Origin of the sequence: Micromonospora luteifusca (genome assembly GCF_016907275.1) — a bacterium.
In the GTDB taxonomy this organism is placed as follows: Bacteria; Actinomycetota; Actinomycetes; order Mycobacteriales; family Micromonosporaceae; genus Micromonospora; species Micromonospora luteifusca.
Map to the genome: position 1 here is coordinate 4,682,638 of NZ_JAFBBP010000001.1, position 20,360 is coordinate 4,702,997.

Annotated in this window: 18 protein-coding genes; 15 read left to right on the forward strand and 3 right to left on the reverse strand. The window is 71.3% G+C overall.

Translation table 11 applies throughout. The features are described from left to right. Nucleotides 1-70 precede the first annotated feature (70 nt). The 6 genes from JOD64_RS21400 to JOD64_RS21425 all read left to right on the forward strand — a co-directional run bounded on the left by JOD64_RS21400 (nt 71) and on the right by JOD64_RS21425 (nt 6,987). Nucleotides 71-1,000, forward strand: a complete 930-nt coding sequence (locus tag JOD64_RS21400) for a bifunctional riboflavin kinase/FAD synthetase (RefSeq protein ID WP_204943833.1) — start codon at nt 71-73, stop codon at nt 998-1,000. 199 nt (nt 1,001-1,199) lie between these two features. Then, on the forward strand, nt 1,200-1,469 hold the full coding sequence (rpsO, locus tag JOD64_RS21405; protein WP_204943834.1) for a 30S ribosomal protein S15: 270 nt from the start codon (nt 1,200-1,202) through the stop codon (nt 1,467-1,469). Nucleotides 1,470-1,695: 226 nt separating this feature from the next. Beyond that, on the forward strand, nt 1,696-4,089 hold the full coding sequence (locus JOD64_RS21410) for a polyribonucleotide nucleotidyltransferase (protein WP_204943835.1): 2,394 nt from the start codon (nt 1,696-1,698) through the stop codon (nt 4,087-4,089). A gap of 47 nt (nt 4,090-4,136) precedes the next feature. Further along, nucleotides 4,137-5,531 carry a M16 family metallopeptidase gene (locus JOD64_RS21415; RefSeq protein WP_204943836.1) on the forward strand — a complete coding sequence of 465 codons (1,395 nt, stop codon included), beginning with the start codon at nt 4,137-4,139 and terminating at the stop codon, nt 5,529-5,531. A 107-nt stretch (nt 5,532-5,638) separates the two neighbouring features. Next, on the forward strand, nt 5,639-6,406 hold the full coding sequence (gene dapB / locus JOD64_RS21420) for a 4-hydroxy-tetrahydrodipicolinate reductase (RefSeq protein WP_204943837.1): 768 nt from the start codon (nt 5,639-5,641) through the stop codon (nt 6,404-6,406). 110 nt (nt 6,407-6,516) lie between these two features. Further along, a complete protein-coding gene (locus tag JOD64_RS21425; protein WP_204943838.1) occupies nt 6,517-6,987 on the forward strand; it encodes a GNAT family N-acetyltransferase in 471 nt (156 codons plus the stop codon). 254 nt (nt 6,988-7,241) lie between these two features. On the opposite strand, the gene JOD64_RS33535 is transcribed toward JOD64_RS21425, so the two are convergent. Continuing rightward, nucleotides 7,242-9,344 (reverse strand): amylo-alpha-1,6-glucosidase, encoded by a 2,103-nt coding sequence (locus JOD64_RS33535; RefSeq protein ID WP_204943839.1) that lies wholly within the window; start codon nt 9,342-9,344, stop codon nt 7,242-7,244. A gap of 145 nt (nt 9,345-9,489) precedes the next feature. On the opposite strand from JOD64_RS33535, the gene JOD64_RS21435 reads away from it, so the two are divergent. From JOD64_RS21435 to JOD64_RS21450, 4 genes are all read left to right on the forward strand, one after another. Next, complete coding sequence (locus JOD64_RS21435; RefSeq protein ID WP_204943840.1) at nt 9,490-10,479, forward strand: LacI family DNA-binding transcriptional regulator; 990 nt, start codon at nt 9,490-9,492, stop codon at nt 10,477-10,479. 24 nt (nt 10,480-10,503) lie between these two features. Then, nucleotides 10,504-11,754 carry a sugar ABC transporter substrate-binding protein gene (locus JOD64_RS21440; RefSeq protein WP_204943841.1) on the forward strand — a complete coding sequence of 417 codons (1,251 nt, stop codon included), beginning with the start codon at nt 10,504-10,506 and terminating at the stop codon, nt 11,752-11,754. A 72-nt stretch (nt 11,755-11,826) separates the two neighbouring features. Further along, nucleotides 11,827-12,948, forward strand: a complete 1,122-nt coding sequence (locus tag JOD64_RS21445; RefSeq protein WP_204943842.1) for a carbohydrate ABC transporter permease — start codon at nt 11,827-11,829, stop codon at nt 12,946-12,948. 1 nt (nt 12,949) lies between these two features. After that, the gene (locus JOD64_RS21450; RefSeq protein WP_204943843.1) at nt 12,950-13,837 is read left to right on the forward strand and encodes a carbohydrate ABC transporter permease; all 888 of its coding nucleotides are present in this window, start codon (nt 12,950-12,952) and stop codon (nt 13,835-13,837) included. 42 nt (nt 13,838-13,879) lie between these two features. Here JOD64_RS21450 and JOD64_RS21455 read toward each other — a convergent pair whose 3' ends face one another. Next, nucleotides 13,880-14,461, reverse strand: coding sequence for a GNAT family N-acetyltransferase (locus tag JOD64_RS21455; protein WP_204943844.1), 582 nt, complete (start codon nt 14,459-14,461; stop codon nt 13,880-13,882). A 35-nt stretch (nt 14,462-14,496) separates the two neighbouring features. Between JOD64_RS21455 and JOD64_RS21460 the strand changes: the two genes are divergently transcribed. Then, a complete protein-coding gene (locus tag JOD64_RS21460) occupies nt 14,497-15,774 on the forward strand; it encodes a glycosyltransferase family 87 protein (RefSeq protein WP_204943845.1) in 1,278 nt (425 codons plus the stop codon). Here JOD64_RS21460 and JOD64_RS21465 read toward each other — a convergent pair. After that, a complete protein-coding gene (locus JOD64_RS21465; protein WP_204943846.1) occupies nt 15,673-16,224 on the reverse strand; it encodes a GNAT family N-acetyltransferase in 552 nt (183 codons plus the stop codon). The two genes, JOD64_RS21460 and JOD64_RS21465, sit on opposite strands and share 102 nt — an antisense overlap. A gap of 79 nt (nt 16,225-16,303) precedes the next feature. On the opposite strand from JOD64_RS21465, the gene JOD64_RS21470 reads away from it, so the two are divergent. The 4 genes from JOD64_RS21470 (at nt 16,304) to dapA (ending at nt 20,316) form a co-directional block, all read left to right on the forward strand. Then, on the forward strand, nt 16,304-17,533 hold the full coding sequence (locus JOD64_RS21470; protein WP_204946177.1) for a winged helix-turn-helix domain-containing protein: 1,230 nt from the start codon (nt 16,304-16,306) through the stop codon (nt 17,531-17,533). Between the two features lie 64 nt (nt 17,534-17,597). Continuing rightward, nucleotides 17,598-18,134, forward strand: coding sequence for a DUF2752 domain-containing protein (locus tag JOD64_RS21475; RefSeq protein WP_307813972.1), 537 nt, complete (start codon nt 17,598-17,600; stop codon nt 18,132-18,134). Between the two features lie 467 nt (nt 18,135-18,601). Continuing rightward, nucleotides 18,602-19,342 carry an FAD-dependent thymidylate synthase gene (gene thyX, locus JOD64_RS21480; protein WP_184188768.1) on the forward strand — a complete coding sequence of 247 codons (741 nt, stop codon included), beginning with the start codon at nt 18,602-18,604 and terminating at the stop codon, nt 19,340-19,342. 47 nt (nt 19,343-19,389) lie between these two features. Further along, the gene (dapA, locus tag JOD64_RS21485) at nt 19,390-20,316 is read left to right on the forward strand and encodes a 4-hydroxy-tetrahydrodipicolinate synthase (protein WP_204943848.1); all 927 of its coding nucleotides are present in this window, start codon (nt 19,390-19,392) and stop codon (nt 20,314-20,316) included. Nucleotides 20,317-20,360 lie beyond the last annotated feature (44 nt).

Below are 20,360 nucleotides of genomic sequence, written 5' to 3' on the forward strand. Positions count from 1 at the left end.
GGCGCAGGTCCGTCGGCCCAGGGCCGACGGTGTCGACCCGCCGGCCGGTGGGACAGCAGGGAGGAACGGCATGCAGCGGTGGCGGGGGTACGACGCGGCGCCCGGTGGGTGGGGGCGCTCGGTCGTCACCATCGGTGTCTTCGACGGCGTACACAAGGGGCACCAGGCGACCATCGGACACGCCGTGGCCCGGGCCCGGGAACTGGGAGTGCAGTCGGTGGTGGTCACCTTCGACCCGCACCCGGCCGAGGTGGTTCGCCCCGGTTCGCATCCGGCGGTGCTCACCGAGCCGGCCCGCAAGGCGGAGCTGATCGAGGCGCTCGGCGTGGACGTGCTCTGCGTGGTGCCGTTCACGCCGGAATTCTCCCGGCTGCCGGCCGAGCAGTTCGTGCACGACGTCCTGGTCGAGCACCTGCACGGCGCGTTGGTGGTGGTCGGCGGCAACTTCCGCTTCGGGCACCGGGCGGCCGGCGACGTGGCACTGCTGGAGCGCCTCGGTCAGACCTTCGGCTTCAGCGTCGAGGGCAGCCCGCTGGTCGCCGAGGACGGCACCGTCTTCTCCTCCACGTACATCCGCTCCTGCGTCGACGCGGGTGACGTCGGCGCGGCCGCCGCCGCGCTGGGCCGCCCACACCGGCTGGAGGGCGTCGTGGTCCGTGGCGACCAGCGGGGACGGGAGCTGGGCTTCCCCACCGCCAACCTGCTCTGCCACCGCTACGCGGCGGTCCCGGCCGACGGGGTGTACGCGGCCCGGCTGATCCGTCGCGGGCAGCACGAGCCGCTGATGGCCGCGGTGTCGGTGGGCACCAACCCGACCTTCTCCGGCCGGGAGCGGCGGGTGGAGGCGTACGCGCTCGACTTCTCCGGCGACCTCTACGGCGAGCGGCTGGCCCTGGACTTCGTGGCCCACCTGCGCGGTCAGATCCGGTACGACTCGATCGAGCCGTTGATCGCCCAGATGGACCAGGACGTCGCGCGTACCCGAAGCGCTCTGGCCTGATCATCGCGGGGGTGACGTGGCCCCTCCGAGGCCCTTGGCCGGGTGTTACCGGCGAGTGCTGGTAGTCTTGCCGAGACGTCGGGTGACCGGCGTGGGGCCTCGCGTGCCTGCTCGACGCCGCGGGTGCGAGGTACCGGTCCGTTCCCGGTCCACCGGGACGACGGACACCTACTGATCAACCCACCGAAACAGGGAGAACATGGCGCTCGATCAAGAAGCCAAGGCCAGCATCCGTGCCGAGTACGCGACCGTCGAGGGCGACACCGGTTCGCCGGAGGTCCAGGTCGCGGTCCTCACCAAGCGGATCGCCGAGCTGACCGAGCACCTGAAGGTGCACAAGCACGACCACCACAGCCGTCGTGGTCTGCTGCTGCTGGTCGGCCGGCGCCGTCGGCTGCTCAACTACGTCCAGAAGAAGGACATTGCCCGCTACCGGTCGCTCATCGAGCGGCTCGGCCTGCGCCGGTGACGTGACGGGGGAGTGGCCGAGGAGGCTGCTCCCCCGTACGGCGTCCCACCTGAAGAAAACGGGCCGCGCGACCACCCGAGAGGGAGCCGGTCAGCGTACCGGTCTCCGGTAGTGGCCCCCGGGAACCCGGCATTCTGCCGACCACCCGGGCGCTTCGATCGAAGACCGGCCGGCTGAGCAGCTCCCCGATGTCGTGGGCCCACGACGCGAAGGAGCACGACAGCACATGACCGAGACCAAACTCGGCACCGAATCCCGTACCGCCGTGATCGACAACGGGTCCTTCGGCACCCGCGAGATCACCTTCTCCACCGGTCGGCTGGCTCGCCAGGCCGCCGGTTCCGTCATCGCCCAGCTGGGCGAGACGGTCGTTCTCTCCGCCACCACGGCCGGTAAGCACCCGAAGGAGCAGTTCGACTTCTTCCCGCTGACCGTCGACGTCGAGGAGCGGATGTACGCCGCGGGCCGCATCCCCGGCTCGTTCTTCCGCCGTGAGGGGCGGCCGAGCGAGGACGCGATCCTCACCTGCCGCCTGATCGACCGGCCGCTGCGCCCGTCCTTCGTCAAGGGCCTGCGCAACGAGGTCCAGGTCGTCGAGACCATCCTCGCGCTCGACCCGCAGCACCCGTACGACGTCGTGGCGATCAACGCCGCCTCGATGTCGACCAAGCTCTCCGGCCTGCCGTTCTCCGGCCCGATCGGTGCGACCCGCGTCGCACACATCGACGGCCAGTGGGTTGCCTTCCCGACCCTGGAGGAGCTGGCCCGGGCCACCTTCGACATGGTCGTGGCCGGCCGCACGCTCGAAGACGGCGACGTCGCGATCATGATGGTCGAGGCCGAGGCCACCCCGAACGCCGTCGCCCTGATCTCGGCCGGCGCCACCGCGCCGACCGAGGAGGTCGTGGCCAGCGGCCTGGAGGCCGCCAAGCCGGCGATCCGTGAGCTGTGCCGCGCGCAGAGCGAGCTGGCCGAGGTTGCCGCCAAGCCGGTCAGCGAGTTCCCGGTCTTCCTGGACTACCAGGACGACGTGTACGACGCCGTCGCCGAGCTGGCCCGCACCGAGGTGGCCGAGGCGATCACCATCGCCGGCAAGGCCGACCGCGAGGAGGCCCTGGACCGGGTCAAGGCCCGCGTCGCCGAGGAGCTGGGTGGTCGGTTCGAGGGCCGGGAGAAGGAGCTCAGCGCTGCCTTCCGGTCGGTGACCAAGTCCGAGGTGCGCAACCGCGTGCTGCGCGAGCAGGTCCGCATGGACGGACGTGGCCCGCGTGACATCCGGGCGCTGACCGCCGAGGTCGGCGTGCTGCCCCGGGTGCACGGTTCGGCGCTGTTCGAGCGGGGCGAGACCCAGATCCTGGGCGTCACCACGCTGAACATGCTCCGCATGGAGCAGATGGTGGACACGCTGTCCCCCGAGAACCGCAAGCGCTACATGCACAACTACAACTTCCCGCCGTACTCGACCGGTGAGACCGGCCGGGTCGGCTCGCCGAAGCGTCGCGAGATCGGCCACGGTGCTCTCGCCGAGCGTGCGCTGATCCCGGTGCTGCCGTCGCGCGAGGAGTTCCCGTACGCCATCCGGCAGGTGTCGGAGGCGCTCGGCTCCAACGGCTCGACCTCGATGGGTTCGGTCTGCGCGTCGACGCTGGGCCTGCTCTCCGCGGGTGTCCCGCTGAAGGCGCCGGTCGCCGGCATCGCGATGGGGCTCATCTCCGACGAGGTGGACGGCAAGACCCAGTACGTGACGCTGACCGACATCCTCGGTGCCGAGGACGCGTTCGGTGACATGGACTTCAAGGTCGCCGGCACGCCGGAGTTCGTCACCGCGCTCCAGCTCGACACCAAGCTCAACGGCATCCCGTCGGACGTGCTCGCCGCCGCGCTGCAGCAGGCGAACGAGGCCCGGCAGGTCATCCTCGGGGTCATGAAGGCGGCGATCGAGGCTCCGGCCGAGATGTCGGACTACGCCCCGCGGGTCACCACCGTCAAGATCCCGGTGGACAAGATCGGCATGGTGATCGGCCCGAAGGGTCAGACCATCAACGCGATCCAGGACGAGACCGGCGCCGAGATCTCCATCGAGGACGACGGCACGATCTACGTCGGCGCCACCAACGGCCCGTCGGCCCAGGCGGCTGTCGACCGGATCAACGGGATCGCCAACCCGACTCTGCCCAAGCAGGGCGAGCGCTTCCTCGGCACGGTGGTCAAGACCGCCGCGTTCGGCGCGTTCATCTCCCTGCTGCCGGGCCGCGACGGCCTGCTGCACATCTCCAAGGTGGGCGACGGCAAGCGGGTCGAGCGCGTCGAGGACTTCCTCAACGTCGGCGACCGGGTCGAGGTCGAGATCGCGGACATCGACGCCCGCGGCAAGATCTACCTCGACAAGGTCCGCCCGGAGGGCGCCGAGGCGCCGGCCGCCGGTGAGGCCGCCGGTGGCGACCGGCCGGCTGGTCGGGACCGGGGCGACCGGGGCCCGCGTGACCGCGGTGACCGCGGCGGCGACCGGGGCGCACGTGGCCCGGAGCGCGGCAACGGTGGCGGCGAGGGCGGCAACGGCGGCGGCGGCGAGGGTGGCGAGGGCGGCGAGCGTCCGCGCCGCCGGACCCGGCACAGCTGATCGTCGTACATCGCATCACCCACCCCTCGTCGAACCGGGAGCACTACGTGAGTCGGGCCTTCAGCGCGCCGTTTCCACCGGATCGACGGGGGGTGGCCTCTCGGGACACCGGGGCGGGCCGCTCCGGCGGCGCCGCTCGCGCGGTGACCCGGACGCTCAGCGACGACCCGCTGGGCGGCACGGTACGACGTACCGTGCTGCCCAGCGGCCTGCGCGTCCTCACCGAGGCGATTCCGGCGATGCGCAGCGTCTCGTTCGGCATCTGGGTGGCGGTCGGCTCGCGCGACGAGACCGGCCCGCAGGCCGGTGCCGCGCACTTCCTTGAGCACCTGCTCTTCAAGGGCACCAACAAGCGCACCGCGCTGGAGATCTCTTCGCAGATCGAGGCGGTGGGTGGTGAGACCAACGCCTTCACCACGAAGGAATACACCTGCTACTACGCCCGCGTGCTGGACGAGGACCTGCCGCTGGCGATCGACGTGATGTGCGACCTGGTCGCCGACTCGTTGCTGGAGCCGGCCGACGTCGAGACCGAGCGTGGCGTGATCCTGGAAGAGATCGCCATGCACGACGACGAGCCCGGTGACGAGGTGCACGACCTCTTCGTCCAGGCCGTCTACGGCGATCACCCGCTGGGTCGGCTGATCTCCGGCACCGCGGACACCGTCACACCGATGACCCGGCCGCAGATCCAGAGCTTCTACCGGGATCGCTACACCGCACCGCAGATCGTCATCGCCGCCGCCGGCAACCTCGACCACGCCGCGGTGGTCAAGCTGGTCCGCCAGGCGGTGCGTGGCACCCCGCTGGACAGCGACCCGGCGACGCCGGCGCCGCACCGCGCGGCAACCCCGGCGGTACGCACCAAGCCGGCGACCACCCTGGTGGAGCCGAAGGAGACCGAGCAGGCGCACGTCATCCTCGGTTGCCCCGGCATCGACCGCCTCGACGATCGGCGTTTCGCCCTCGGGGTGCTCAACAACGTGCTCGGTGGTGGCATGTCCAGCCGCCTGTTCCAGGAGATCCGCGAGCAGCGTGGCCTGGCGTACTCGGTCTACTCCTACGCCAGCCAGTACGCCGACAGCGGCCTGTTCGCCGTCTACGCCGGCTGCGCGCCGGGCAAGGTGGACGAGGTGCTGGCCCTGACCCGCGCCGAACTGGCCCGGGTGGCCGCCGACGGGTTGACCGAAGCCGAGGTGGCCCGGGGCAAGGGGATGAGCAAGGGCTCGTTCGTGCTCGGCCTGGAGGACACCGGTTCGCGGATGAGCCGGCTGGCCAAGGGCGAGTTGCTCTACGGCGACCTGATGCCGGTGGACGAGCTGCTCCGCCGGGTCGACGAGGTGACCGTCGCGGACGTGAACACCCTTGCCGCCGAACTGCTGAGCCGGCCGATGTCGCTGGCCGTGGTCGGCCCGTTCGGCGCGAGCGACTTCACCGTCTGAGGGCTGCCGCCCGGCGCGGTCGGGCGTCCCGGCAGTGGCGTCCCGGCGGGTGGAGCGCACCTGATCCGGCCGGAAGGGCACGTCCCGATTGGGATAGGTTGTGCCCCGTGACTGACGAGCAGGACAAGACCCCGGCCGAGCCGCTGCGGGTCGGCGTGTTGGGTGCCCGTGGCCGGATGGGCATCGAGGTCTGCAAGGCGGTCGACGCCGCCGACGGCGTCGAACTGGTCGCCGCGATCGACCAGGGCGATGACCGCTCCGCCACCTCCGCCGCGCAGGTGGTCGTCGACTTCACCACGCCGGACGTCGTCATGGACAACCTGCAGTGGTGCATCGACCAGGGCATCAGCGCCGTTGTCGGCACGACCGGCTTCAGCGAGCAGCGGCTTGAGCAGGTGCGCGAGTGGCTGGCCCGCAAGCCCGAGGTGGGCGTGGTCATCGCCCCGAACTTCGGCATCGGCGCGGTGCTGATGATGCAGTTCGCCGCGCGGGCCGCCCGACACTTCGAGTCCGTCGAGATCATCGAGCAGCACCACCCGGCCAAGCTGGACGCCCCGAGCGGCACCGCCACGCACACCGCCCGGCAGATCGCCCGCGCCCGCGCCGAGGCCGGCCTCGGCCCGGTGCCGGACGCCACCAAGGACGAGGTGCCGGGCGCGCGCGGTGCCGAGATCGACGGGGTACGCGTCCACGCGGTACGTGCCACCGGGCTCGTCGCCCACCAGGAGGTGCTCTTCGGCGCCACCGGGGAGACCCTGACCATCCGGCACGACTCCTACGATCGGGCGTCGTTCATGCCGGGCGTCCTGCTGGCCGTCCGCGCGGTCCGCAACCGCCCCGGCCTCACCGTCGGCCTGGACGCCCTGCTCGACTGACCGGCCCATTCCTCCCACCCATCGCGGCACTGCAGATCTTGGACGGTTTCCGTTCCGCGCTGACGGAAGTATCCAAGGTCTGCAGGCGCGGGCCGGGTAGCATCCGCCGGATGATCGATGCGGGACACCTGGACCGGCGCGGGCGGCGAGTGACGCTGCGGCCGGTCGACGACGACAACTGGCGTGCGGTGGCCGACGTCGCCCCGCGTGATGACCAGCGCCGGTTCGTGGCCGCGTTGGGTGCGCGTTACCTGCTGCTCAGCAGCCGCTCCGAGGTGTGGACCTCGCTGGCCGTGTACGCCGACGAGACCGTCGTCGGCCACGTCATGTGGGGCGTGGACGACGACGGCTCGCACTGGATCGGCGGAATGCTCATCGACGCCGCCGAGCAGAAGCGCGGCGTAGGCAGAGCGACAGTGCGGACCCTGGCCGCCTGGCTGGGTGCCAAGGACGGCAACCCCCCGGTCCGCCTCTCGTACCACCCCGACAACCTCCAGGCCGCCGCCCTCTACACGTCCCTTGGCTTCCACCCCACCGGCGCAATGGACGACGAAGAACTGATAGCCGAACAAACCCTCTAGCCCCCGAGATCGACCAAGCCCTGTCCCCGTCCCGCGCGACTTGGCCGGGTCGGCTCGTCTTGGCCTAGCCCCACGCGTCCCAACCTGCCCTAGGCCGTTTCGTCCCGTCTTGGGGGCGTCTCCTCCCGGCCCGGCCGCTGCGGCCGGCGAATGATCCACTCCATGTCGCCGATATTGCGCTGTCCGGCCGTTGGGATACCGCCATGTCGCCGACATGGAGTCGATCACGATCGGCTGATCAGTGCGGGTTGGGGTTAGTGGGGTTGGGGGATTGGGTGGCGGCGTTGGGTGGGGAGGGTTGGGGTCAGGGGGGCGGGGAGGCCGGTTGCGGTGGCTTGGCCGGTGCGGTCGACCGCGACGTGGACCGGGGTGTTGGCGACGCGGAGGCCGTGGGCGCTGACTGCGCCTAGCTCGGCTCCGGCAAGCGGGGCCAGCCGGACCGTCCCGCCCGGCACGTCCGGGTAGAGGCCGGTCGCGGCCTGGAGCAGGAGCACCGCGCCCGCCGCGGCCCACGCCTGGGGCCGGCACGCGGCCGGGTACGGCACCGGACGGTTCACCAGCGCCCGGTCGTCGCCGCCGTACAGCTCCGGCATCCGGTAGTCGAACGCCTCGGCCGCGGTGAGCAGCCCGTCGGCCAGACCGAGCGCGGCCTCGCGGTGCCCGGCGCGGGCCAGCCCCCCGAGCACGATCGCGGTGTCATGGGTCCAGATCGAGCCACAGTGGTACGACAGCGGGCTGAAGCCGGCGTCGTCGCTGGACATGGTGCGTAGCCCGAACCCGGCGGCCATCGTGTCGGTGGTGAGCAGGTGTGCGACCTGGGCCTCCTCGTCGAGGTCGAGCAGGCCGGTGCCGAGCAGGTGGCCGATATTGCTGGTCAGCGAGTCGACCGGGCGCTTGTCGCGGTCGAGGGCCAGCGCGGGTTGCGGGCCGTGGCGACCGTCGACCCAGAAGCTTCTGCGGAACCGGCCGACCAGAGCGGCGGCGTGCTCGCGCCAGCGGTCGGCGTCCGGTCGCCCGAAGGCGTCCAGCAGGGCGGCGCCGTTCACGGCGGCTTCGTGCGCGTACCCCTGCACCTCGGCCAGCACGATCGGCGCGGTGGCCAGGGACCCGTCGTGGAAGCGGACGGCGTCGCCGGAGTCCTTCCAGCCCTGGTTGGACAGGCCGTGTCCGGTGGTGTCGACGTACTCGACCAGGCCGTCACCGTCCGGGTCGGCGTGCTCGCCGAGCCAGCGCAGCGCCGCCTCCAGGTGCGGCAGCAGGGGCTCGATCTGCTCGGCGGGCATTCCCCAACGCCATGCGTCGTGCAGCAGGTTGACCCAGAGCATGGTGGCGTCGACGGTGCCGTAGTACGCCGGTGGAAGGCGCAGCCCGTGGTCGGGCAGCGCTAGCTCATGGCGGCGAAGCTCGTGCAGGATCTTGCCAGGGGCCTCGCCGGTCGTCGGGTCGAAGCGGGTGCCCTGCCGGCGGGCCAGTACGCGCAGGGTGCCGGCGGCCAGGTCGGTGCCGAGCGGCAGCATCATCCGGGCGGCCCAGAGGCTGTCCCGGCCGAACAGGGTGAGGAACCAGGGCACCCCGGCGCCGAGGAACACGTCCCCGGGTGCGCCGGTCTCGGCCAGTCGGAGGCCGCGCAGGTCGTCCAGGCTGCGGTCGAGCAGTCGGACGAGGCGCCGGTCGTCGGCGGCCACCTCGGGTCGGGACCACTCGGGCTCGCCGACCGGGCCGACGACAACGGCGCGCGGGTCGTCGACGGTCAACTGCCAGCGCAGCACCATCTCGCCGCCGGGGGGCAGGTCGACCGGCCAGACCAGCCGGGGCGTGATGGCCCGCTCGCCGCCGGCGAGCACGTCGGCGCCCGGCGCGGTGACGGTGACGGTGATCCCGGTGCCTGACCAGGTGAGCATGCCCGGTTGGCCGGTCTTGGCCTCCAGCGCGGCGGCGGCGCCACCGGACTTGACGACCTCGATGGGTGCCAGGTCGCAGCCGAGGTCGATGGTGACGGTGGCCCGTACGCCGACCGTGGCGGTGGAGACGATCCGCAGCTCCTCGGTGAGGCCGTTGCGGGTGGCCCGCCGGAGCCGGTCGACGCGGACGGTGGGGTCGGGCGTGGGGTCACCGAGCCAGCGGGCCAGGCTCACGAAGTGTGCGCCGTGCGGGCCGTCGTCGCCGCGGGTCAGCCCTTCGAGCTCCCGCTCGTCGATCCGCAGCTCGGCGCGGGAGAGCACCCGGGCATCGGCGTGGAAGACGCCCTGGACGCCGGTCGGGCGGATCTGCCCGGTCGCGTCCCCCAGCGCGCTGGTGGGGGCGAAGACCACCCCGACCAACTCGTGCAGGAGGGGTTGCAGCTGGCGTTCGATCACGGTGTAGCTCCAGATCCTCGGGGTGCGGGGCGGCCATCTTGACAACGCGCCCCTGGCGGTGCAAAGTGCGAAACATTCCAGAAACTTGAACGATCTAATCCTGCACTATCCGAATTGGATCGTTCAAGATGGCGAGAGGGATTAAGTGGCCGAAAAGGTGACCATCGCGACGGTGGCCCGGCACGCCCGAGTCAGCCGGCAGACGGTGTCCAACGTGCTCAACAGCCCGCACATCGTGCGGCAGGAAACCCGTCAGCGGGTCGAGGACGCGATCAACGCGCTCGGCTACCGGGCCAACCAGGCCGCCCGGCAGATGCGCACCGGCCGGTCCCGCCTCATCGCCGCCCGGATCGACCCGACCCGCGACGGCATCAACGGCTCCGTGCTCGACCGCTTCCTGCACGGCCTCACCGAGACCGCCGACGCCGCCGGCTACCGGGTGCTGCTCTACACCGCCACCGACGACGAGCGCGAAATCGCCACGTACGACGACCTGCTCGGCACGTACGAGCTGGATGCGTTCGTACTCGTCGGCACGAAGTACGGCGACCCGCGTACCGCCTGGCTTGCCGAGCGGGACGTGCCGTTCGTGACCTTCGGCCGTCCCTGGGACGCCCTCGACGCGCACCCGTGGGTGGACGTGGACGGCGCCGCCGGCACCGCCGGAGCCACCCGGCACCTGCTGGCGGCCGGGCACCGACGGATCGCGTTCATCGGCTGGCCGGCCGGTTCGGGCGTCGGCGACGACCGGCGCGCCGGCTGGCGCGACGCGCTGCACGAGGCCGGTGTCGACCCGACCGGGCTGCACCGCGAGACCGAGGACGGCATCGCCGAGGGCGAACGCCTGATGCACGACCTGCTCGACACCGTGGCGCCGAGCGCCGTGGTCTGCGCCAGCGACTCACTCGCCCTCGGCGCCCTCCAGGCGATTCGCGGCGTCGACCCGCCCGTGGCGGTGATCGGCTTCGACGACACGCCGGTGGCCGCCGCGGTCGGGCTGACCAGCGTCAGCCAACCGCTCGGCGAGGCCGCCGCCCGCTGCGTGGACCTGCTCACCGGGGTCCTCGACGGCGACCACGAGACCCCCACCCCCGTGCTGCTCCAGCCCTCGTTGGCACTGCGGCACACCGCGTAGTCCCACCCCCCACCAGGAGAAACCATGGCACCCCGAACAATCACCCGGGCAGCGGTGGCCGGCCTCGCGGCCGTCGCCCTCCTCGGCTCCGCCGCCTGCGGCAGCGGCTTCGACGACTCCTCCGGCGACACCGCCCAGTCCAGCGGCCCCGCCAGCCTGCAGATCCTGATCGGCTCGTCCGGCGAGGCCGAGACCAAGGCCGTGCAGGACGCCGCCGCGAAGTGGGCCAGCAGCTCCGGCAACACCGCGACGGTCACCCCGGCGCAGGACCTCACCCAGCAGCTCGGTCAGGCCCTCGCCGGCGGCACCCCGCCGGACGTCTTCTACGTGGACGCGGCCCAGTTCGCCAACTACGCCAGCGTCGGAGCCCTGGAGCCGTACGGCGACAAGATCAGCAACTCGGGCGACTTCTACGAGAGCCTGCGCACCACCTTCACGTACGACGGCAAGCTCTACTGCGCGCCCAAGGACTTCTCGACCCTGGCCCTGCAGATCAACACCGACCTGTGGAGCAAGGCCGGGCTGACCGACGCCGACGTGCCGACGACCTGGGAGCAGCTCACCGCCGCCGCCCAGAAGATCAAGGCCAAGGGGCAGGTTGCGCTGGCCCTCGGTGACACCCGGGACCGGGTCGGCGCCTTCATGGTGCAGAACGGCGGCTGGCTGGTGAGCAAGGACGGCAAGCAGCCGACCGCCGACACCCCGGAGAACCTCGCCGCCCTCCAGTACGTCAAGACCATGCTCGGCACCGGCCTGGCCAAGTACCCGAAGCAGCTCGACGCCGGCTGGTCCGGTGAGGCGTTCGGCAAGGGCAAGGCCGTGATGACCATCGAGGGCAACTGGATCAAGGGTGCTCTGCAGAACGACTTCCCGAACGTGAAGTACAAGGTCGTGGCGCTGCCGGCCGGCCCCAAGGGGCAGGGCACCCTCTCCTTCACCCAGTGCTGGGGCATCGCCGCGAAGAGCAAGTACAAGGATCAGGCGATCAAGTTCGTCGAGGCGATGACGAGCGGCGAGCAGCAGCTGACCTTCGCCAAGGCGGTCGGCGTGATGCCGTCCCGGCAGTCCGTGCGCGACCAGTACACCGCGGCCAACCCCGAGGACAAGCCGTTCATCGACGGCGCCGCGTACGCCCAGGGTCCGGTGAACGCCCCGAAGATGGACAGCGTCCTCAAGGACCTCGACACCGGCCTGCAGGCGCTGGCCAACGGCGACCCGAAGACCGTGCTGCAGAACTTCGACAAGAACGCCAAGGCGGCGCTCGGCGGCAGCTGAGGTGATGGCGGGGGCCCCGGCCAGCACCGGGGTCCCCGCCGCACGTCGGCCGGAGAGAGGAAGGGAGGGAAGATGGCAACCGAGACACTGACCGCCGTGGCGACCGCGGGCGGGGCCGGCACCCGCCGAGGCAGGGGCGGCATCCGGAGCAACGAGAACCTCGCCGGCTGGCTCTTCGTTGCGCCGGTGATCGTCATCCTGGGGCTGTTCCTGCTGCTGCCCATCCTGATGGCGCTCTGGGTCAGCCTGACCGACTGGAACGGCCAGGGCAGCCCCTTCACCGGCGACGTCCCGTTCGTCGGCGCGCACAACTACACCCAGTTGTTCACCGAGGACGGGCTGGCCCGCCGCGACTTCATGACCAGCATCCGCAACAACATCTACTACGTGGCGATCGTGGTGCCGACGCAGACCGTGCTCGCGCTCGGGCTGGCGTTGGTCGTCAACAACCGGATGCTCAAGGGCAAGAGCTTCTTCCGCAGCGCCTTCTACTTCCCCTCGGTCACCAGCTCGGTCGCGATCAGCGTGGTGTTCCTGTTCCTCTTCGCCAATTCCGGCGCGGTCAACGCGCTGCTCGGCTTCGTCGGGATCGACGGCCCGGAGTGGTTCGCCGATTCCCGGGGTGTGCTGCACCTGCTGTTCGGCGTGGTCGGCGTCGACTCGCCGCCAGCGGCACTGGCCGACGGTGGCCCGTTCGGACTGACCTGGTGGGACTGGTTGGCCGGCCCGAGCGTCGCGATGATCTCGATCATCACGTTGGTCGTCTGGACCACCTCCGGCACCTTCATGCTGATGTTCCTGGCCGGGCTGCAGAACGTGCCGGTCACGCTGGACGAGGCGAGCACCCTCGACGGCGCGTCCCGGTGGCAGCGCTTCCGGTACGTCACCCTGCCGATGATCAGGCCCACCACCTTCCTGGTGCTCACCCTCGGCATGATCGGCTCCTGGCAGGTCTTCGACCAGGTGTACGTGATGAGCCAGGGCGACCCGGCCAAGACCACGCTCACCCCGGCCTACCTGTCGTACCGGACCGCCTTCCGGGACTTCGACTACGGCTCCGGCGCGGCGATCTCGTTCGTCCTGTTCCTGATCATCATCGTGTTCACCCTGATCCAGCGTCGAGCGCTGGCCGAGCGGGACACCGACCGGCCGCGCCGCGGCTGGTGGCGTCGGCGCGTACCGGAAAGGTCCTGAGATGGCCGTGCTCACCGACCGCCCGGCGGCGACGCCCGCGCGGCGACACCAGCGCGCGGCCCGCACCCTGGCCACCCGCTTCCTGGGGTACGCCACGCTGGTCTTCTTCGGGCTGGTGTTCCTCTACCCCTTCGTCATCCAGATCGGCAACGCGCTCAAGACCGAGCCCGACGCGGCGGCGAACCCGCTGTCACCGTTTCCGGACCCGCTCACGCTGGCCGGCTTCGAACGGATCTTCGCCGGCACCAACTTCCCCCTGTGGCTGGGCAACTCGTTGCTGGTGACGGTGCTGGTCACCATCGGCCGGGTCTTCTTCGACTCGCTCGCCGGGTACGCGCTGGCCCGGCTGCGGTTCCGGGGCCGGGGCGGGCTGTTCGCCGCCGTCATCGCGGTGATGGCGGTGCCCGGAGTGGTGCTGCTGATCCCGAAGTTCCTGGTGCTCAACCAGCTCGGCCTCTACAACAGCTACGCCGGGCTGGTGGTGCCGCTGCTGGCTGACGCGGCGGGCGTGTTCATCATGAAACAGTTCTTCGAGTCGATCCCGGTGAGTGTCGAGGAGGCCGCCCGGATAGACGGGGCAAGCATCTTCCGTACCTTCTGGTCGGTGGTGCTGCCAATGGCGAAGCCGGCGCTGATCACCCTCACCATCCTGTCGTTCCAGGGCTCCTGGAACGAGTTCCCGCACAGCCTGGTGTCGGTGCAGGACCCCGACCTGTTCACCCTGCCGCGCGGGTTGGCCGACCTGGTCAGCGGCTCGCTCGGCAAGGGCACCCAGTACCCGCTCAAGCTCGGCGCCGCGCTGCTGGCCACCATCCCGGTAGCGATCATCTTCGTGGTGTTCCAGCGGTACTTCGTCCGCGACGCCAACGACGGCTCGGACAAGGGCTGACGGCCCGGTGTGGCGGCCCTGCCGGGGCCGCCACACACCGGTTCACTCGGCCGGTACCTTCTCGGTCGGCACGCCCACGTGCAGACGCACCTGGGGCACCAGCATGTCGTCGACGTCCAGCGCCCGGGCCGCGCCGTCGAGCTCCCAGCCCGTGCTGGTGAGGAACTTGCGAGTCGCCTCGTCACCGTCGAACGCCCAGGCCACCGCGCGACTCAGGCCGTCCTCCCGCCACAGGTCGACGGCGGCGGCGAGCAGTCGGCTGCCGTGCCCACGCCGACCCCAGCGCGGCTCCACCAGCAGGTCGGTCACCGCGGCCACGTCCGGGCCGAGTGCGTCGGCCGGCTCACCCGGGGCCAGCGCCTCGCCGTCGGCCGGCCCGGAGGCGGCGAACCCCACCAGATACGATTGCTCGGCCTGTTCGACGGCGACCAGCACCCGGTGCGCGGCTGAGGGCGGCTCCAGCACCGCCGCGCTCCACCGCCGGGCGAGGAACGCCTCGTCCAGGTTGTCGAGCACGTGCCGAGGCAGGATCCGGCGGTACGCAACCCGCCAGGTTGCGAGCTGGATGCGTGCGATCTCGCCGGCGTCCTCGGGACGCGCCGGGCGGACGTACCCGAGAGCCATGGGACGGAAGCCTACGCAGGGCGAGGGAGGCGACGGTGGCGCAGGGTGCCAACAGGACGACCGCGCAGGTCGTCGGGGTGGTGGTGCTCGCCGCGGCGGTCGCCGCGTTCCTCGCCGTCGCCGCCGTACGGCACGGCTTCTTCGACCTGAAGGTCTACTACGGCGCGTTGACCTGGTGGGTGCACGACGGCGGGGAGATCTACGACTACCTCAAACCCAACACCCAGTACGGCTTCACCTATCCGCCGTTCGCCGCGCTGGTCATGCTGCCGATGGCGTACCTGCCGTGGTCGGCCGCGATCCCGGTGAGCGTGCTGGCGAGCGTCGTCACCACGGCGGTGCTGATCTGGTGGCTGGTCGACCCGATCGCCCGCCGCGCCGGCTGGACCAGGTGGTTCGCCCTCGCCGTGGCGCTCTGTCTGGCCGCCGCGTTCGAGCCGATGCGCGAGACCGTCAACTTCGGCCAGGTCAACACGTTGCTGCTCTTCCTGGTGGCGGTGGATCTGCTGCGGCTGCTACCGGCTGGCAACCGCTGGGCCGGGGTGGGCATCGGGCTCGCCACCGCGATCAAACTGACCCCGGGCGTCTTCATCGTCTACCTGTTGCTGACCGGGCGATGGCGGGCGGCTCTCACCGCCAGCGGCACGGCCGCCGGGGTGTCGCTGCTGGCCGGCGCGCTCTTCCCGGACGCGTCCCGGGAATTCTGGACCGAGGCCCTGTGGAACACCGGACGGGTGGGCGAGTTGGCCTTCGTCTCCAACCAGTCGTTGCGCGGGGTGGTCGCCCGGCTCGACCCGCAGCACCCGAGCACCCTGCTGTGGCTGCTGCTGGTGCTCGGCACCCTGGCGCTGTGGGCCTGGCGATCCCGGGCCGCCGTCGCGGTGGGCGACGAGGCGACGGGGCTGGCGCTGACCGGCGCGGTCATGTGCCTGGTCAGCCCGGTCACGTGGGTGCACCACCTGGTCTGGCTGCTGCCCGCGCTGATCCTGGTGGTCGACAACGCGATGGCCGCGCCGGCCGGCCGTCGACGGTGGGTCCTGCTGGTCGCCGCGACCATCGGGTACGTGCTGCTGATCAGCCGGACCGTCTGGTTCTGGGAGAAGGACTTCACCGGCGTCGACGGTTTCCTGGGCAGCAACGCCTACGTGTGGATCAGCTTGGCGCTGCTGGCTTTCCTGCCGATCCGCCGCTGGCTGTCTCCGCCGCACGGGTCAGTGGTCGATGCGTCCGGCGTACCGCAGCTCGACCAGCCCGACCGGCCCACTCCCGCCGGCGAGCGGCACCTGATAGGTCGACTGCTCACCGTCCGCTGACAGTCCGGCCCGTTCGCAGAACCGACGGGCCCGTCGGTTGTCCGCCAGCACCCACGCCCGGAACCCGGTCCAGCCCCGCTCGCTGAGCCCGGCTCGGGCGGCGGCCAGGAGCGCGGTGGCGGTCCCGTCACCCCAGCACGAAGGCTCGACGTAGAGCGCCACCACCTCGCCGACCGTCGGGTCCAGGTCGTCGCGGTCCTGGTTGCGGCGGTACGGCCCGAACGTGGTGAAGCCGACGACCAGCCCGTCCACCTCGGCGAGCAGGGTGGTGAACGGATGCTCCGGGTCGGCGGTGCCGACGTCCCGGCGGCGCTGCGCCCAGGCCGTCACGTTCAGCCGTCCGAGCACCTCGTCCGGCATGAAGCCGGCGTAGCCCGCCTGCCAGCCGTGCACGTGCACCCGGGCGACCGCCTCAGCGTCGTCCGGCTCCTCTCGGCGGATGGTCAGCATTGCACCGTTCTATGCCCCGTTGGTCGTCGCGTCCAGCTTCCCGCACCGACGTCGTACCGATGAATTAAGGTCGCCGACGATGGCCGCACCGGAATCACTCTCGCTCGCCCAGGCTCGGCGGGTGGCGCTCGCCGCTCAGGGCTTCACCGACCCGGCGCCGGTCGGCGTGCCCACGCGCCGGCACCTGCGCCGGGTGCTCGACCGGGTCGGGTTGATCCAGATGGACTCGGTCAACGTGCTGCAACGCGCGCACTATCTACCGCTGTTCAGCCGGCTCGGGCCCTACCCGACCACGCTGCTCGACCAGGCCGCCTACCGGCGCCCGCGTGAGCTGTTCGAATACTGGGGCCACGAGGCGTCGTTGGTCCCGGTGGCGTTGCACCCGATGCTGCGCTGGCGGATGGCCCGGGCGCAGAGCGAAGCCTGGGGCGGGATGCGGCGGATCGCCCAGGAGCAGCCCGAACTGGTCGCCTGGGTCCGCGGCGAGGTGGCCGCCCGAGGTCCGCTGACCGCTGCCGAGATCGAGCACGACGCGCCTCGGGAGACCGGCAACTGGGGGTGGAACTGGTCGGCGGTCAAGCGGGCCTTGGAGTTCCTCTTCTGGGCTGGAGAGGTGGCCGCCGCCGAGCGCAGTACCTCCTTCGCCCGCCGCTACGACCTGCCCGAACGGGTGCTGCCCGCGGCGGTGCTGGCCGCGCCCACCCCGACCGACGCCGAGGCGTACCGCACGCTGGTGGCTCTTGCCGCGCGGTCCCTCGGCGTGGCCGCCGAGCCGGAGCTGCGCGACTACTTCCGACTGCCGCTGGCCGGTGCCCGGCAGGCCGTCGCGGAGCTGGCCGAGGCCGGTGAGCTGGTGCCGGTCAGGGTTGCGGGCTGGCGCCAGCCGGCGTGGCTGCACGCGTCCGCCCGACTGCCCCGTTGGGTTCGAGGCAACACACTGGTCAGCCCTTTCGACCCGCTGATCTGGGAACGTGCCCGCACCGAGCGGCTGTTCGACTTCAGCTACCGGATCGAGATCTACGTTCCCGCGCCACAGCGGGTCTACGGCTACTACGTGTTGCCCTTCCTGCAGGGCGACCGGTTCACGGCCCGGGTCGACCTGAAGGCCGACCGCAAGGCCGGGGTGTTGCTGGTGCCGGCCGCCTGGATCGAGCCCGGCGCCGACCCGGGGGAGACCGCGGTGGCGCTCGCCGCCGAGCTGTACCGGCTCGCCGGCTGGCTCGGCCTGGACGCGGTGGCACCGCCGCTGGCCGGCGACCTGGCCGGTCCGCTCACCGCCGCGTTGGCCAGCTTGTCCGGTGTACCGTGAGCGCGTGACGAGCGCTCCCGGTCCGGTCGACCAGCCGCAGCCCGCCCCCGGGGCGGTCCACACGGTGCCGACCGATGCGGCTGCCGCAGGTCCGGCCAACGCGGGTCCGGTCGGTTGGCCGACGACCCCGCCGGCTGGCTACCCGACCCCCGAGCCGGACCGGATCACCCGGTTCGTGCTACGGCTCTACGAGCGTTCGCCGCGCTGGGCGGTGCCGCTGGCCGCGGTCGGCTGCGTCGCCGCCGGCATGGGCTACGCGCTGATCAGCGACCCGGCCGACGCCAACCCAGACGCCGCGCCCACCTGTCTGCTCAAGCTGACCACCGGTCTGGACTGCCCAGGCTGCGGCGGCACCCGCGCACTCTGGTACGTGCTGCACGGCGACCTGCCAGCCGCCGCCCGGCACCACTTCCTGTTCGTCTTCGCGCTGCCGTTCCTCGCGTACCTCTTCGTGGCCTGGGCGGGCAACCAGGCGTTCGGTTGGCGACTGCCCGAGCTGCGGATCAGCTCGAAGGTCATCGGCGGCTTCCTGGCCGCGTGGCTCGCCTTCTCGGTGCTGCGCAACCTGCCCTGGGCGCCGTTCACCTCGCTCTACGTCTGACCCCGGCCGCTCCCCGTCTGACCCACCGCCGCTCTACGTCTGACCTGCCCGCGCTGCGGGCTCTCGACGGCCGGAAGCGCGGGTGGTGGTGAAGCGTCAGTGTGGCTCGTCCAGCCCGAGGCAGGGCCTTGCGGTGTCCCTGTAGAGCTGCCCCGTGTGCGGGGCAGCGGCCCGGGGCGTGGGGTGCGGGGAGGGTGCTCAGAGGTGGAGCGCGGGGCGGGCCGGCTTGTCGCTGGGGACTCGGCCGGACCACGCAGCGCCTGCCCCACATCTGGGGCAGCTCTACAGGCAACCGGGGAGGTGTCAGGGGTCGGCGGTGGTCGGCGAGATTGTCGAGATCTTGGACACCTCTGGCCCCTGCTGATGCGGGAGGCGTCGGTAATTTGCCGGTAGCTGGGCGGTTTCTGCACCGCGAGCCCGAGTTGGGCTCGGGACCGCCGACCACTACAGTCCCAGGAATGCCGGAGATGGTGCAGCCCCAGGTCAAGTTGATCGCGTGGACCCAGTTCGCGGCCCCGGACGACGTGCCGTGGTCGACCGACGCCGAGGGGGGCCAGGCGCTCGCCGAGTTCGCCGGCCGGGCCTGCTACCAGTCGTGGAAGAAGCCGAACCCGGCCACCGCCACCAACGCCGGCTACCTGGCGCACATCCTCGACGTCGGGCACCTCTCGGTGCTGGAGCACGGGTCGGTGACCTTCTACTTCACCGGGGTGTCCCGCTCCTTCACCCACGAGTTGATTCGGCACCGGCACTTCTCGTACTCCCAGCTTTCGCAGCGCTACGTCCCGGAGCGGGACGCGGCCATGGTCGAGCCGGCGGTCATCGCCGACGACCCGGAGCTGCACAAGAAGTTCGTGGAGGCCGCTGAGGCGAGCGTTCGGGCGTACACCGAGTTGCTGGAGGGCCTCGAGCAGCGCTTCTCCGACGAGCCGAACCCGACGCTGCGCCGCAAGCAGGCGCGGCAGGCGGCCCGAGCGGTGCTGCCCAACGCCACCGAGACCCGGATCGTGGTCAGCGGCAACTACCGGGCCTGGCGGCACTTCATCGCGATGCGGGCCACCGAGCACGCCGACGTGGAGATCCGCGAGCTGGCCGTGGAGTGCCTGCGTCAGCTGCAGGGGGTCGCCCCCAACGTGTTCGCCGACTTCGTGATCTCCACGTTGCCGGACGGCACCGAGGTGGCGGCCAGCCCGCACGAGGCGTCCTGAGCCCTTCCCTGGCGGGCCCCGGCTGGTCGTCCGCTAGGTTGGGGGGTATGACGCACGACCACCTCGACACCGCTGACCGACCGGTGTCCCGCCCCTTCGGCCGGCTGCTCACCGCCATGGTGAGCCCGTTTGCTCCCGACGGCTCCCTCGACCTCGACGGTGCCGCCCGGCTGGCGAGCCACCTGGTCGACGAGCAGGGCAACGATGCGGTGGTCGTCAACGGCACCACCGGCGAGTCGCCGACCACCACCGACGCGGAGAAGGAACACCTGATTCGGGCCGTGGTGGAGGCTGTCGGTGACCGCGCCAAGGTGGTCGCCGGGGTCGGCACCAACGACACCCGGCACACCATCGAGTTGGCCGCCGCCGCCGAGAAGGCCGGCGCACACGGACTGCTCGTGGTCACCCCCTATTACAACAAGCCACCGCAGAGCGGGTTGCTGCGGCACTTCACCGCGGTGGCCGACGCCACCGGCCTGCCGGTGATGCTGTACGACATCCCACACCGCTCGGGCGTGCCGATCGAGACCGAAACGCTGGTCCGGCTCGCCGAGCACGGCCGAATCGTCGCGGTCAAGGACGCCAAGGGCGACCTGACCGCCACCAGCTGGGTGACCAGCCGGACCGCCCTCGCCTTCTACTGCGGCGAGGACGCACTCACCCTGCCGGCGCTGGCCGTCGGCAGCGTGGGCCTGGTCGGCACCTCGACGCACTTCGTCGGGGCGCTGACCGCACAAATGATCGAGGCGTTCGACGCGGGGAACATGCCGGCCGCGCTTGCCCTGCACCGGCGGCTGCTGCCGCTGTTCACTGGCATCTTCCGCACCCAGGGCACCATCCTGGTGAAGGCGGGCCTGGCGTCGCTGGGCCTGCCGGCCGGCCCGGTGCGACCCCCACTGGTGGACGCCACCGACGACGAGATCGCCCAGCTGCGCGCGGACTTCGCGGCAGTGGGCCTGGAGCTGCCCGAATGATCGAACGACACGATGGGCGCCGGGTTACGGCGTCGCAGAATGAG

What these genes read in the sequence shown, in the direction of transcription:
- thyX (WP_184188768.1), top strand. Translation starts at nt 18,602, where the DNA reads ATGGTGCAGCCCCAGGTCAAGTTGATCGCGTGGACCCAGTTCGCGGCC.
- JOD64_RS21400 (WP_204943833.1), top strand. Translation starts at nt 71, where the DNA reads ATGCAGCGGTGGCGGGGGTACGACGCGGCGCCCGGTGGGTGGGGGCGC.
- dapA (WP_204943848.1), top strand. Translation starts at nt 19,390, where the DNA reads ATGACGCACGACCACCTCGACACCGCTGACCGACCGGTGTCCCGCCCC.
- rpsO (WP_204943834.1), top strand. Translation starts at nt 1,200, where the DNA reads ATGGCGCTCGATCAAGAAGCCAAGGCCAGCATCCGTGCCGAGTACGCG.
- JOD64_RS21470 (WP_204946177.1), top strand. Translation starts at nt 16,304, where the DNA reads ATGGCCGCACCGGAATCACTCTCGCTCGCCCAGGCTCGGCGGGTGGCG.
- JOD64_RS21410 (WP_204943835.1), top strand. Translation starts at nt 1,696, where the DNA reads ATGACCGAGACCAAACTCGGCACCGAATCCCGTACCGCCGTGATCGAC.
- JOD64_RS21455 (WP_204943844.1), bottom strand. Translation starts at nt 14,461, where the DNA reads ATGGCTCTCGGGTACGTCCGCCCGGCGCGTCCCGAGGACGCCGGCGAG.
- JOD64_RS21450 (WP_204943843.1), top strand. Translation starts at nt 12,950, where the DNA reads ATGGCCGTGCTCACCGACCGCCCGGCGGCGACGCCCGCGCGGCGACAC.
- JOD64_RS21445 (WP_204943842.1), top strand. Translation starts at nt 11,827, where the DNA reads ATGGCAACCGAGACACTGACCGCCGTGGCGACCGCGGGCGGGGCCGGC.
- JOD64_RS21425 (WP_204943838.1), top strand. Translation starts at nt 6,517, where the DNA reads ATGATCGATGCGGGACACCTGGACCGGCGCGGGCGGCGAGTGACGCTG.
- JOD64_RS21440 (WP_204943841.1), top strand. Translation starts at nt 10,504, where the DNA reads ATGGCACCCCGAACAATCACCCGGGCAGCGGTGGCCGGCCTCGCGGCC.
- JOD64_RS21465 (WP_204943846.1), bottom strand. Translation starts at nt 16,224, where the DNA reads ATGCTGACCATCCGCCGAGAGGAGCCGGACGACGCTGAGGCGGTCGCC.